A 13,736-nucleotide genomic window follows, 5' to 3' on the forward strand; every position below is an offset into this window, starting at 1 on the left:
CATCAGATTTTCACATGAATTTCTGTTACATTTTTATCGTATCAGTATATGAAATGTATGTCAAGTCGTTTTGTATCGTTTTGTGATCGGTATTTCGTTTCTGCTATTTCCCCATATTTCTGTAAGAAACCAGATTCTCCGTCTGCGGCGAGTCGCTTTACGCAACGTCTGTCCTTCCACTGCAGTGTGATCCTGCCCAGAGGGCTTTTTTATGTCATTGGAACATTATGGAATAATTTCCTATTCCATAAAAAATGTGGCTCTGCAAATATATTTCTATTTACAGAACCACACTTTACTACCATGATTTATTTCTTTTATTTATTTCTGTTCTGCCTCATTTTGCAGATCGCTTTTCCTGTACTTCTGAACTGTTCTGATTTCAGCTACTGCAAATAAGATCAGTACCAGTGCATCAACTCCGATCAGTACCTTCTGCCATGTGTCCAGTCCTCTGTCAAAGGTATGGTCTTCATATACCCTTGAATTGACAACCGTATACAGAATATTCTTAGTTGCCTGGCGCATTGCCTTTACAGCTGTTGCTGACGTGGTATCTGTCAGATAATTTGTTCCTGTATCATAATCAGCTAGCATAATATCTACACCATTACGGATTGCTCTGTCTGAATCCATAAATCCGAAGTCTACAAAATAATCTGTCAGAACCATTCCTCTGAATCCCCATTCATCACGGAGAATTGTCAGATCCAAAGGAGCACAGGCGCATCCCGGTAATGTTCCAATATGATTATAAGAACTCATAACCGCATCCGCACCACCATCTTTTACCGCTAATTCAAATGGTTTCAGATAAATTTCTCTGATCGCCTGCTCGGTACTCCATGTACAGAGCTGTCCATATCTGTTTGTTTCCTGATCATTTAACGCAAAGTGTTTTATGTAAGCATATACGCCATGTTTTTTAGCTGCTTCTACTGCTTTGGCAGCCATTTTTCCGGCAAGAACGCCATCTTCGGAATAATACTCAAAATTTCTGCCGCCAAATGCGGTACGGTGCATATTCATAGATGGTGCATACCAGCCTGTAACACCCATTTCGTCTGCCATCTCTCCGATGTTATCGCCAAAGGTTGCAGCCAGTTCCTTATTCCATGTACATGCCAGCATTACTTCTGATGGGAATCCGATGGATCCCTGTCCTGTAAAGTTATTATTAATTGCGGCTGCCCCGTCACAGTCAACAGTAGATGATTTTTCAATGCTTTCGATTGCTGCTGTCTGGTATCCACCTGTAGCAATCAGTGTATTCATCTCGTCTACGGTAAGTTCATCCAGAAGCTGTTCCCATTTTTCATCATCATAATCAACATTTTTCAAATCTTCCAGTACGATTCCATTTTTGGCTCCTGTTACCGGCATCTCATCATTTTCATCATTATAATCCCTGGGATCATAATTGGAGTTATTTAAAAATGCCTCTTTTTCCTGTTCAGGAAGCATATAGTCTGACGGAGCTGCTGTTGCTTTTTCATAATTGGCAAATCCATCTGCTCTGGACAGATATTCTGCATTTCCCTCTGCAAACTCCAGTTGTGTTACTGCTGCTGTCTGATCAGAGGAACGTGCATTGTCTTCACTATATACGGTATCATTCTGCACCGTATAGACTCTGGAATCTATCACATTGTGTGAATCTGCATTAATGGAAATGGTGTAATCTCCGCTTTCCAGAACATAGCACTTATTTACCTTTGCATCAAAGGATGCCATATCTTCAACAGCAAATGAAATGGTAAGTACCTGTGACTCTCCCGGCTTTAACATATCTGTTTTTGCAAATTCCACAAGATTTGCAGAAGCCTTCTCGATACCTCCATTGGTATATGGCGGATCAAAAAATACCTCTACTACATCTTTACCTGCAACGTCTCCTGTATTCTGTACTGTAACTTCAAATGATACTATACCATTTTCTTCAGAAATATCTCCCATTTTCTGTGAAAATGTTGTATAACTCAGTCCGTAACCAAACGGATACTGTACTGTGCTATCATAATCTATGAAGTTTTCCTTTGCGGCTGTTTCATAATATTTGTAACCTACATATATGTTTTCCACATAATTAACGAAGGAAGGATACATATCCACAAGGCCAAGATCATCAATGTGACCATACTGCTTCATGTTCTCATATGTAAAAAGTCCGATATTATTAAAGTATGGTGTCTTTGTCAGATCATAAACAAAAGTATCTGCTGTCTTACCGGAAGGATTCACTTCTCCGTTTAAGATTTTTCCAAGAGCGGTAAAACCTGCCTGTCCTGCTCCGGGTGTGTAAATGGCTGCCTTCACAGAATCATACTGATCCAGTACGCCAAGTTCCATTGTATTGGCAGAGTTGATCACAACAATAACTGTTGAAAATTCTTTTGCCACACGATCGATCATCTGTAACTCTCTTGTTGTCGGCTCCAGATAGGTCTTGGATTCATCCAGATCTTCCGCATATTCGCTCATCCTAAGTCCTTCAGCACCACCCCACAGGCCGCCGCCACTTGCTTTGAATGTGTCTTCTTCTACATAATAACTGGTTGGCAAATCGGCTCCTTCTCCTCCGGATCTTGCCAGAACAACGACAGCAACATCGGAAAAAGCTTTTGCTTTGTTAAAAATATCTGCCTGATCATATTCATCCATAGATGGTTCCGGTACTGTCCAGTCCTGTCCCCAGTAATCAATGATTGGTCTTGTATCCTTAAAGTTCACATAAAAATCTGCGATTTCCTGATTGACTTCAAATCCTGCTTTTTTCAGTCCCTCTAAAATGGATACTTTATCATAATTGTCATTGATGGAACCGGCACCGGTTCCACTGTATACCGGATTGGTAGAAGACCAGCCAAATACATTTAACTTCTTTGTATCCTTTAACGGTAGTGTATTATCCTCGTTCTTTAATAACACCATGCCTTCCTCAGCCATCTGAACATTTGCATTAATCGCATTGTTCATGGAATCTTCCGATATCGTTCCGTCTCCGCTGACCAGATTCAGCAGCGTTCTCATGGGACCGGTACAGATCAGATTGATCACGATCGTGATTCCAAGTCCCATCGCAATAAGATCTTCCTTACAGATCAATGCCTTTTTTCTTTTTTCAACCTTACTGCATGCTATGATCACAATTAGTGCCATAACAATAATAACCGCTAATGCAATTAACTGTGGTTTACAGCTGTTCAGCACGTTTATGACGTCACCCACACTAAAACTAACCATGTTTTTTCCTCCATCACTTATATACTAACTTATTTTTTACTATTTTTATTCAGCTTTTCTTTTTTCCCGGCATTACCCAGAATTTCATGGTCGGATAGCTGATTACAACCTGCACCAGAATATTCAGAATATTTGCAAGTGTGGGAACCACCCCCTGCGGGATCCCAAGCCCGATCAGCCACCCCTGACTGTAAGCCGGCAATGCCGTAGATACCAGCACCAGAACTACTGCCAGTACCGCATATTTCCAGGCTGCTTTTCCAAAAGCCGCATCCGAATGAAACACCAGATTTTTCTGTACAAAGAAATTCACCGTCTGGGCTGCTGCCGTTGCCACAAGGAAACTTAAAAATCCGCAAAGCATCAGGCTTTCCCTTGTTGTATAATCAAAAATCCAGGCCTGAAAGGGTATTTCTTTCAGTCCCTTGAACACAAACCCTGTACAGATCCACATCACTACAAAATTCGTGACCGTTGCGCAGTTTGACAGAATATTAAAGATAATGAACTCATAAAGATCCGGATGGCTTTCTTTCCATTGTTTCAGTCCCTTCATGTCTCACCTTCTTTCTTCTGATTATCCTCACCGGTCTGTCTCTCCAGCGTCTCTTCATATTCTCTGTTGGCACGGCGGTTTTTAAAAAATCCTGTTATCACCTTTGAAAGGCCCTGCAGGGTTCTACCGTTTACCACCAGCAAAATGCCATCCACCATTTTCATGTCCACCATGCCTTCTGTCATTTTGGCAATCGCCCGGAAGGGCATATTATACTGAAACAGAGTATTCAGATCCGGCTGTTTTCCCTTTTTTTCCGCCTTCTCAATTTTCTTCTTAAGGCTTCCTGCGATCAGCCTTGCCAGAGGATTTCTGGCATAGCGCATATCTGACAGGGGATCATTCCGGTCAAGAGTCCTTCGCTGTTTCCGGCTGTCTGTCTGCTCTTTTGCACCAGGCAGCATTTCCGGTTCACCAGCTTTCGCCAATGTCTCTCCCGTCATCTGTACTCCACTTTCTTTCACCTGTAGCCCCGGCAGAGAAATCTCTCCGGTCAGCCGGATATCCTGGCTGCTGCTTCCTGCAAGGATCTGGTAAGTTCCTTCTTCCTGCTCCCAGCTTCCGCTTCTTTCATTGAAAAACCGGAAGGTTTTATCATCGAAGGGAATCCTGACTTCCTTTTCTTCCCCGGCTTTCAGATAGAGCTTTACAAATCCTTTCAGCTCCTTTTCCGGCCTGCTGACCTTACTTTCCGGAAGCGCCACATACATCTGCACGATTTCGCTGCCATCCACAGTTCCTGTATTCTTTACCTTCAGACTGATTCCCTTGTCAGCTACCTGCAGATCCCTGTAGGCAAAAGTAGTATAGGAAAGTCCGAATCCAAAGGGGAAGGATACCGGGATCTGATTTTTTTCAAAATAACGGTAGCCTGTGAAGATCCCTTCCCTGTATTCCAGAGTTCTGTCCTTCGCCGGATAACAGGGAAATGAAGGGGTATCCTCGTAGCTCCAGATCCAGGACTCTGTCAGTTTTCCGCTTGGATTAACCACGCCGGTCAATATTTTCATCACAGCTCCGGCTCCGGCTTCCCCGGATAAACCGGTAAGCAGGATTGCCTGACAATCCTTTTTCCACCAGGTGCCTACTACGCTTCCGCTACTGAGTACTGCCACCACCGCCGGATTGACTCTGGCGATCTTGTGAAGAAGGGATAACTGATTCTGAGGGATATTGATGCTTTTCCTGTCAGTTCCTTCTGTTTCCTCCTGTTCACCAAGACCAAGGAAAAACAGTACAACATCTGCCTCCCCGGCAAGCTTCAAAGCACTGGTCTCTCTCTTTTTATCCACTTTTCCGCTCCGCAGATATCCACACTCTGCACCTGCAAGAACCAGCTCTGTTTTCCGGATTTCTTCTGCTGCAGTTTCTACTAAAATGGCATTCACACAGGAAGAACCTGCTCCCTGATATCTTGGAGAAAAAGCAAAATCACCGATCAGCGCTACTCTGGTTCCTGTTTTCAGGGGCAGAATGTTTTCTTCATTTTTCAGAAGCACCATGCTTTCTTCTGCTGCCCGGCCTGCCAGTCTGTGATGCTCCTGATAAAGGCTTTCCTTCTGCCCTTCCAGCTTATGTTTCTCTTCTGCGGAATGCTTCGGAAAGGTAAGAGCCGCTGTCAGCAGTTCATCCACCCTTTCATCAATTTCCTGCTCTGTAATCCTTCCTTCTTTCAGCGCCCTGATCAGCTCTCTGGCACTGTCGAAGCCACAGCCCGGCATCTGCAGGTTGGAACCATTCCGGATGCCCTCCGTAAAATCATTGCCGCCGCCCCAGTCCGTGACCACGAACCCTTCAAATCCCCACTCCTTCCGGAGGATCTGCTTCAACAGAAAAGGATTTTCATTGGCATAGGTGCCGTTCACTTCATTGTAGGATGACATTACAGCCCCCGGCTTTCCTTCCTTCACTGCAATTTCAAATCCTGTCAGGTACATTTCTCTGAGGGTTCTTTCATCCAGCACGGCATTTAATGCCATCCGTCTTTCTTCCTGACTGTTCACCGCAAAGTGCTTGGCACAGGCGCTGACGCCCACTTTCTGGATGCCACGGATCATGGCTGCCGCCATTTTACCGGACAGATAAGGATCCTCCGAAAAATACTCAAAATTCCTGCCACAGAGCGGATTCCGTTTCAGGTTCAGCCCCGGTGCCAAAAGTACACTGACATCTGCTAATGCCGCTTCCTGTCCAAGTGCCTCTCCTACTTCCTCTTCCAGCTTTTCATTCCAGCTGTCTGCCACGGTAGCTGAAGAAGGAAAACAGGTTGCCGGCAGGGAAGGATTCAGTCCAAGATGATCTCCCTCGCCGCACTGTCTCCGAACGCCGCTTGGTCCGTCCGCAAAAGTAATACTGTCTATTCCAAGATGAGCATAACCTCTTGAGGCCCACTCATTTTTGCCTGTCAAAAATGCGGCTTTTTCTTCCAGTGTCATTTTTTCTATCAGCTCCTGATGCCGCATTCTTTCCCTCACCTCCTTTTTTCTGTAGTAAGACGTCTTTTTCTGATTTTCATTATAAACAAAAAACCAGAGGGAATTTCCCTCTGGCACAAATGGTCAGAAATCTGTCATGAACTGCATCTGTTTCCTTCTTTTGGTATCAGGATCCGCATGGAAAAGAAGTGATCCTTTACTCCAAACTGTATGGTTCCTCCATACTTTTTCACTGTATAGCTGATACTTTTAATTCCAAATCCATGATTGGCAGCATCCTGCTTTGTTGTTACTGGAAAGCCATTCTTTATCTTTACCTCCCCGTTACAATAATTACGGACCTCTGCATAAATAAACTGTTTCCGCAAAGACACCTCCATGTGAATGATCCTTTTTTCCGGATCCGGAACCTGGATCACATGCTCAATGGCATTGTCCAGCGCATTACCAAAAATCGTACAGATATCCGTCACATGCATGAACTTCAGAAGCTCTCCATCTGCCACACAGGTAAAAGTGATCTGATGACTGTGGATCAGCGGCATCTTTCCATCTAACACCCCATCCAGTACCTGATTGCCGGTCTGCCGCTCCGGCTGGTATGCTGAAAGCTCTCCTTCCATCTGGTCGATCCACTGTGACCGTTTCTCCGGATCCTGTTCTGCCCGAAGTCCTGCGATCTGATGCTTCAGGTCGTGGTATTTCATATTGATCAGGTCGGTAACCTCCTGATAATTCCGGTAGCTGTCATACTGGGCGGTCAGCATGCTCTGGATCTTTGACAGCTCCTTTTCCGCGCTCACCTCATAACGAAGACTCTGATAGGCATAAAGGATCGCCAGTCCTCCAAAGTCCACCAGCGTCCTTATCGTGAAAATATCGGATGCAATGGTTCCGCTGAAAGGGGTATTGCGGTACACAAAGCTTAAGTTGCTGAGCATAAAAGCACTGAGTACGATCAGCAGGGTACTGCTAAGCTCCCTGACACTGATCTCCAGTTCTACCTCATCCCGTTTCATCCTGGATTCTATGATAAAGAGCACCAGTGCCACTGCGCCATAAACAAAAATTAGCGCCAGTACATTAAAAATCCCTCTCTCTTCCCTGCCACCGTGCACAAAGTATTCCAGCTGCCACTCCAGGGAGGCCATAAATTCCGCCGCCAGAAATGCTTTCATACAGCAGTAAGCCACCATTTTCCAGGTAATATCCATGATCAGCCAGAGAAATAGAAGCATGATTAAAATGGCGATTACCATACAAGGGATCCAGAGAAGTGTCGGAACCTCTCCCGTAAGCATCAGCCAGCCTGTCAGCAGCAGAAGCACTGCAACCGCAATCCCTATAAAAACAACCGGTTTTACTTTTCTTCTGTAGAAAAAGCAGAACAGCATACAGCACAGCCATTCTGCGATCGCCGTATAATATCTTGGTATATCCTGATAGGCACCTGTCAGTATTTCTTCCATGATTAATGTTCTCCCATATATTCTGCCAGTGCTGCCATGAAATCATTTTTTCTTGCCCGGCTGATCAGAAGCGCCTCTCCCAGGATCATACAGCAGCCATCCCTGACGCCGTCCACATATTTCAGATTCACAAGATACCCTTTATTGCTGCGGAAAAACCCAAGCGGCACAAACCTTTCCTCCGCATCCTGCATTCTGGCTCTCTCCTTCAGGTCTCCGTTTTCTGTATGATAGATCAGATTGTGGCCTTCGCTTTCGATATAATAAATAGAAGTGGCATCCAGCCTTACGACTCCCTCCTGTGTATTCACCTTCACCGGCCAGCCAGTCTTCTGTGGGATCCTGCTGATCGCACGCTCTAACTTTCTTGCAAAGGAAAAATATGTCACTGGCTTCAGCACATAGTCCATGGCATCCACCTCGTAGCCACGGATTGCATAGTTTGTCATGTTGGTGATAAACATGATCACAACCTTAGTATCAAGCTTCCGTATTTCCTCTGCTGCTGTCATGCCATCCATAAACTGCATCTGGATATCCATTAGGATGATGTCATATTCTCCGGTATACTTTTCCACGATCTCATCCCCGTCTGTGAAGCGGATCACCCTAAACCGTCTGCCGGATTCCTGCTGATATTTCTCAATATATTCAGTAAGCTGCTTTGCGTAAGCTTCTTCATCTTCTACAATGGCAATGGTGATCATATCCTGACACCCTCCTGTCTGATTTTCGTACGCATCATTATAGCAGAACTTCTCCTTACTTTCCACCTTTCTTGACAGTCCCGGGAACATATGTTATAGTAAGCCGCATAAAACCCTGCGGGGTGTGGATTTTTCAAGAGTGATCTTCTTTTCGCCACACAGTAGCCTATACTGTATGGCTTTTTTTGTGGAAAAAATTGGAAATTGCAGGAGTGAAAGAAAATGGATCAGAATTTTATGAAAGAAAAGAAAATATTGCCGCTTGTGATCTCCATGGCGCTGCCCATGGTACTCTCCATGGCGGTCAATTCCCTGTACAACATCGTGGACAGCTACTTTGTAGCCAGAATCAGTGAAAATGCCATGACAGCCCTTTCTCTGGTATATCCCGTCCAAAACCTGATGACAGCCATTGCGGTGGGCTTTGGTATCGGTATGAATGCAAGGATCGCCTTCTGTCTTGGTGCACAGGATCAGAAGCAGGCCGATCAGGCTGCTGCAACCGGTATGGTACTCAGCATTATCCACGGCCTTATATTAATGGTCATCTGTCTTCTTGGCATGCCAAAATTCCTGTCTCTGTTTACTGACAATGAAGAGATCCTTTCCATGGGACTGACCTATGCGAACCGTGCCTTCCTGTTCTCCGTCATCATCATGCTTGGCATTTCTCTGGAAAAGGTATTTCAGGCTGTTGGACGCATGAAGGTATCCATGATCAGTATGATGTGCGGCTTTATCGCCAATATTATACTGGATCCGCTGATGATCTTCGGGATCGGTCCCTTCCCCGAAATGGGAATGGCAGGTGCTGCCTATGCTACCGGAATCGGCCAGTTCATCACACTGCTTGTTTATGTTGTGTTCTGCATTTTCCGGCCACTGCCGGTTTCCTTTGCAAGGGAAAATATTGTATGGAACAGAGCACTGCTGCAAAAGCTGTATGCCGTTGGTATCCCAGCTTCCCTGAATATGGCCCTGCCGTCCCTCCTGATCTCTTCCCTGAACGGCATCCTGTCTGCTTTCTCTGGAACCTATGTCCTGGTGCTCGGCGCCTATTACAAGCTGCAGACCTTTATTTACCTGTCTGCTAACGGTATCATTCAGGGCATCCGTCCACTGATCAGCTTTAATTACGGTGCCGGGGAAAAGAAACGGGTTCAGCAGATTTTTGGTACTACCCTTGCCCTGACAGCAGGTGTCATGGCTGTTGGTACCCTGCTTTCCTTCCTGATCCCCGGTCAGATGATCGGCCTTTTCACAGAAAATCAGGAAACCATCCAGATCGGTATCAAAGCCCTTCATATCATCAGCCTTGGCTTTATCGTATCAGCGGTGTCAGTCACCTGCTGCGGCGCGCTGGAGGCTCTTGGCAAGGGAATGGCTTCTCTGCTCATTTCCCTGTCAAGATATGCTGTGATCATCATTCCGGCTGCTTTCCTGTTCAGCCGCCTGTACGGAGCCGAAGGTGTATTTGCCGCCTTCCCCGCAACTGAACTGCTGACTGCTGTCTTTGCATGGATTGTCTATAAAAGAAATCAAAGGTGCTGAAAAAATAGCTTATTTTTCCTCTTTATACTCTTTTGTAAAGAGGAATGGCAGATACACAATCCCGTTTACAATAAGAACCATCAGAAGATCCTTCCAGCTGTAAATGCGGCCTCCAAAGTCTGCACTGCCCGTCAGTACGGCGATCACGTTGTTATTGATGTAATGAAGTACTACTGCAGTCCAGATATTCCCGGTTCTGCTATAGGCAAAGCCAAAGAATACAGAATAGCAGATACAGGCAATGATCTGGATCAGGATGCTCTTCAGCCAAGTATCCGGACTGTAATAAAACAGATTGATCGGCAGATGCCACAGTCCCCAGATCACACCAAGCAGTAGGACACCGCCCTTTAATCCGAACCGTTTCTGCAGAACGGGCTGCAGGAAATAACGCCAGCCATACTCTTCCCCGAAAAAGATAATATAACTCAGGAAGTAATTGATCACAAGCACCGGAAGCATGATGTAAAGAGACGGGTCTGCAAAAAGAGAACCGAATTCCCTGATCTGCCCCTCCAGAAGATAACTGAGCAGCAGCCTTATCACGTAAAGCAGCAGAAACAGCAGCATGATCAGGAAGGAAGCCTTCACCTGATGTCCTCTAAAATTCAGCCCTGCCGCTTCTTTTATTTCCCTCTTTTCCAGAAGGAGAAGGACAAGCGCAGCTACACCTCCAACGATAAACACGTAGCTCTGGATCACGTACCAGCCCTCCCCTACGCCTATCACATTACCAAGCGGAATAATTATGCTGAGTACAGCGCAGATCACGGTAAGTGCCAGCACCACAAAATATGTCACAAAAAACTTCATCGGCAGCTTCTGCTCTTTTTCTCTTGCTGCAAGCAGCACTGCCATAACTCCCGCTGCTGGATACAGCATCTGTGCCGCCGGAAAGCTGCTGATATCCCTTCCAAGTAAAAAACCGATCCCCATCAGTACTCCCATTACCAGTGTCAGTCCAAAATTGACACCAAAGAACAGTTTCACCTGTTTATTCTCATTCATCCTCGTCATCTCCCAGCATTTCATTTTCTATTTTCTGCTCCCTGAGCTTTGTCACCTTTCCCACGATCAGAAAAGCCACAAAACAGAGCACAAAAATGATGCCTCCATCACACGCCCCTGCGATCAGTCCGACCATCACTTTGTCAGACAACTTTTCCACATAAGGGTTCTGCGCCGCCGTGCAGACACCAAACAGGATCCCCCCAAGGACAGCGCCTGTCAGACTGTACAGCAAATATGCCTTCACACCCGGCACTTTCCTGTGCTGGAAATTCCAGACACCCTTCCACATACAGCCAACCACCACGCAGATAGACGCTATCATAAATGTGATCCATTCCCCCTGGATCTGCTCAAAGGGCATCCCTTTGATATTTCTCTGATAAATAATACTGATCAACAAAAGCCAGTAGGTGATCCAGAAGCACGTATGCTCTACCTTATATATTTCCTGCTGCTGTCTTTCATCAGCCTGCTTCGCAAATAATTTCTTCCAAAGTTTCATTTCACTTACTCCTCTCTCTCCTCATCTTCCCAAAAAAGTCCATCCAGCGTCCTGTCAAGTGCCCTGCAGATCGCAATACAGAGCTGCAGAGATGGATTAAATTTCCCTGCCTCGATCATTCCGATCGTCTGCCTGGTCACTCCTACCTTCTCTGCAAGCTGCTCCTGGGACAGATCCTTTTCAATCCTTGCAATTTTCATCCGTTTATTCTTCATATCATTATCTCTCTCCTCTTCCGGATGTTGTGATCTGACGGTGTACGTCGGTCAGGCATTTCTTTTTTCTGTATCCGTCATAGGTATAGTAATATTTCTTTTTCTTTTTGTCAACTATATTTTACATTTTGTAAACTACCATCCTGTTCCCATTGACCACCAGCCTGTTTTTGTGCATAATTTCATTATCATGCTGCGAGGTGACATTATTATGAAATTTATTTCCTGGAATGTAAATGGTCTTCGTGCCTGTGTGCAGAAAGGCTTTCTTGATTATTTTCACTCTGTGGATGCGGATTTTTTCTGCATTCAGGAATCAAAGCTGCAGGAAGGGCAGATTGCTCTTGACCTCCCCGGCTACCATCAGTACTGGAATTATGCAGAGAAAAAAGGCTACTCCGGTACAGCCATCTTTGCAAAGAAGGAGCCCTTTTCTGTCTCTTATGGGATCGGCATCGATGAGCATGACAGGGAAGGCCGTGTGATCACACTGGAATATGACAACTTCTATCTGGTGACCTGCTATACACCAAATTCCCAGAATGAGCTGGCAAGACTTCCCTACCGTATGACATGGGAGGATGATTTCCTCGCCTATTTAAAATCTCTGGATGTGAAAAAGCCTGTGATCCTCTGCGGTGACCTGAATGTGGCCCATGAAGAGATTGACTTAAAGAACCCCAAAAGCAACCGCCAGAATGCTGGCTTTTCAGATGAGGAACGGGCGAAAATGACAGCCCTTTTGCAGGCCGGCTTCACTGATACCTTCCGTTATTTTTATCCTGCTGCCGAGGGGATCTACTCCTGGTGGTCTTATCGTTTCAAAGCACGTGAAAAGAATGCCGGATGGCGTATTGACTACTTTATTACCTCAGAGCGCCTTGCTCCGCAATTAAAAAAGGCAGCTATCCATACCGAGGTTTTCGGTTCGGATCACTGCCCTGTTGAACTGGATATTGATTTATAAACTCATTCTTCTGCCCGGACCGCCCAGCGCATCTTGGTGGATTTCGCCCTTGGGTTCTTTACGCATTCCTCGCTGGAAGGCCGGATCACATCTTCAGCAACCTCGCTGTAGATCCCTGCTTTCTTCCCTTCCTTGAAGGCACGTTTCACCAGCCTGTCTTCCCCGGAATGGAAGGTCAGGATAGCGATCCTTCCACCAGGTGCCATACAGGAAGGGAGCTTTGTCAGAAAGGCTTCCAGTACTTCAAACTCACTGTTTACATCTATACGGAGTGCCTGAAACACACGGGCACAGGATTTCTTCACTGCTTCCTTCCGTTCCTTTTCAGGCAAAAAAGCAAGTGTTTCCCCGATCAGCTCTGCCAGCTTCGTGGTCGTATCTATCTTCTGCCCCTTACGCAGTTTTCCGGCGATAGCCCTTGCGATCTCTGCCGCATAGGGTTCATCAGAATTGTCGATCAGCATTCCCTCGATCTCTTCCCGGTTCATTTTCTGTAAGCGTTCTGATGCAGGCTCACCGTTCTGTGGGTTCAGCCGGAGATCTAAGGGTCCTTCCTGTTTATAGGAAAATCCTCTTTCCGGATTATCAATCTGCATGGAGGATACACCAAGATCTGCCAGCAGGAAATCAAAGGAACCGTACTGCTCTGCCACCCTGTCAACATTAGCAAAGTTCTCGGAAATGGGAGTAAAGATCTCTTCTGAAAATCCTGCCTCCCTAAGCCTTTTTGTGGTCTTCACGATCTCGATCGGATCCACGTCCAGGGCATACAGATGTCCCCTTCCCTGCAGTGCCTCCAGCATCTTCCGGCTGTGTCCGCCATATCCAAGGGTAGCATCAAGTCCTTTCATACCCGGTTTTATCTGCAGGAAGGTAAGGATCTCCTGTACACAGATGGAAATATGCATTCCCGCCGGTGTACTGCCCTTGCTGATCACCCTTTCTATCGTATCCTGATATTTCTCCGGATTGAGTTCCTTATATTTTTCACTGAATTTTCTGGGATGTGTCCCACTGTAACGCACTCTTCTCTTATGAGGCTTCTCATCCTTCTGCTCTTCTGTCCCCAATCCGTCACCT

11 protein-coding genes are annotated in these 13,736 nt (G+C 45.8%); 2 read left to right on the forward strand and 9 right to left on the reverse strand.

Annotation, left to right across the window (positions count from 1 at the left end; all coding sequences use genetic code 11):
• Positions 1 to 321: 321 nt before the first annotated feature.
• The 5 genes from WJQ40_RS07985 to WJQ40_RS08005 form a co-directional block, all read right to left on the reverse strand.
• Positions 322 to 3,243, reverse strand: a complete 2,922-nt coding sequence (locus WJQ40_RS07985; protein WP_337539129.1) for a glycoside hydrolase family 3 C-terminal domain-containing protein — start codon at positions 3,241 to 3,243, stop codon at positions 322 to 324.
• A 49-nt stretch (positions 3,244 to 3,292) separates the two neighbouring features.
• On the reverse strand, positions 3,293 to 3,799 hold the full coding sequence (locus WJQ40_RS07990; protein ID WP_337539130.1) for a polysaccharide biosynthesis protein GtrA: 507 nt from the start codon (positions 3,797 to 3,799) through the stop codon (positions 3,293 to 3,295).
• Positions 3,796 to 6,261: a glycoside hydrolase family 3 C-terminal domain-containing protein gene (locus WJQ40_RS07995; RefSeq protein WP_337539133.1), complete on the reverse strand. Its 2,466-nt coding sequence runs from the start codon at positions 6,259 to 6,261 to the stop codon at positions 3,796 to 3,798. The genes WJQ40_RS07990 and WJQ40_RS07995 overlap by 4 nt, the downstream gene beginning before the upstream one ends.
• 107 nt (positions 6,262 to 6,368) lie before the next feature.
• Positions 6,369 to 7,703: an ATP-binding protein gene (locus WJQ40_RS08000; protein ID WP_337539135.1), complete on the reverse strand. Its 1,335-nt coding sequence runs from the start codon at positions 7,701 to 7,703 to the stop codon at positions 6,369 to 6,371.
• 2 nt (positions 7,704 to 7,705) lie between these two features.
• A complete protein-coding gene (locus WJQ40_RS08005) occupies positions 7,706 to 8,476 on the reverse strand; it encodes a LytTR family DNA-binding domain-containing protein (protein ID WP_337404136.1) in 771 nt (256 codons plus the stop codon).
• Between the two features lie 156 nt (positions 8,477 to 8,632).
• Here WJQ40_RS08005 and WJQ40_RS08010 point away from each other — a divergent pair, with 156 nt between their 5' ends.
• On the forward strand, positions 8,633 to 9,961 hold the full coding sequence (locus WJQ40_RS08010) for an MATE family efflux transporter (RefSeq protein ID WP_337539137.1): 1,329 nt from the start codon (positions 8,633 to 8,635) through the stop codon (positions 9,959 to 9,961).
• A gap of 9 nt (positions 9,962 to 9,970) precedes the next feature.
• Here the strand turns inward: WJQ40_RS08010 and WJQ40_RS08015 are convergent, their stop codons facing one another.
• Genes WJQ40_RS08015 through WJQ40_RS08025 form a run of 3 tightly spaced genes read right to left on the reverse strand, consistent with a single transcriptional unit; the run spans position 9,971 to position 11,689 of the window.
• Positions 9,971 to 10,969 (reverse strand): CPBP family intramembrane glutamic endopeptidase, encoded by a 999-nt coding sequence (locus tag WJQ40_RS08015; RefSeq protein ID WP_337539138.1) that lies wholly within the window; start codon positions 10,967 to 10,969, stop codon positions 9,971 to 9,973.
• On the reverse strand, positions 10,962 to 11,474 hold the full coding sequence (locus WJQ40_RS08020; protein WP_337539140.1) for a DUF6773 family protein: 513 nt from the start codon (positions 11,472 to 11,474) through the stop codon (positions 10,962 to 10,964). Before WJQ40_RS08020 ends, WJQ40_RS08015 begins: the two co-directional genes overlap by 8 nt.
• Positions 11,475 to 11,479: 5 nt before the next feature.
• Positions 11,480 to 11,689 (reverse strand): helix-turn-helix transcriptional regulator, encoded by a 210-nt coding sequence (locus tag WJQ40_RS08025; protein ID WP_118798403.1) that lies wholly within the window; start codon positions 11,687 to 11,689, stop codon positions 11,480 to 11,482.
• A gap of 211 nt (positions 11,690 to 11,900) precedes the next feature.
• Here WJQ40_RS08025 and WJQ40_RS08030 point away from each other — a divergent pair, with 211 nt between their 5' ends.
• Positions 11,901 to 12,656 (forward strand): exodeoxyribonuclease III, encoded by a 756-nt coding sequence (locus WJQ40_RS08030; RefSeq protein ID WP_337539142.1) that lies wholly within the window; start codon positions 11,901 to 11,903, stop codon positions 12,654 to 12,656.
• A 2-nt stretch (positions 12,657 to 12,658) separates the two neighbouring features.
• Here the strand turns inward: WJQ40_RS08030 and rsmH are convergent, their stop codons facing one another.
• Positions 12,659 to 13,726, reverse strand: coding sequence for a 16S rRNA (cytosine(1402)-N(4))-methyltransferase RsmH (rsmH, locus tag WJQ40_RS08035; protein WP_337539143.1), 1,068 nt, complete (start codon positions 13,724 to 13,726; stop codon positions 12,659 to 12,661).
• Positions 13,727 to 13,736: the final 10 nt, after the last annotated feature.

Source organism: Suilimivivens sp., assembly GCF_037359455.1.
Lineage (GTDB): Bacteria > Bacillota > Clostridia > Lachnospirales > Lachnospiraceae > Suilimivivens > Suilimivivens aceti.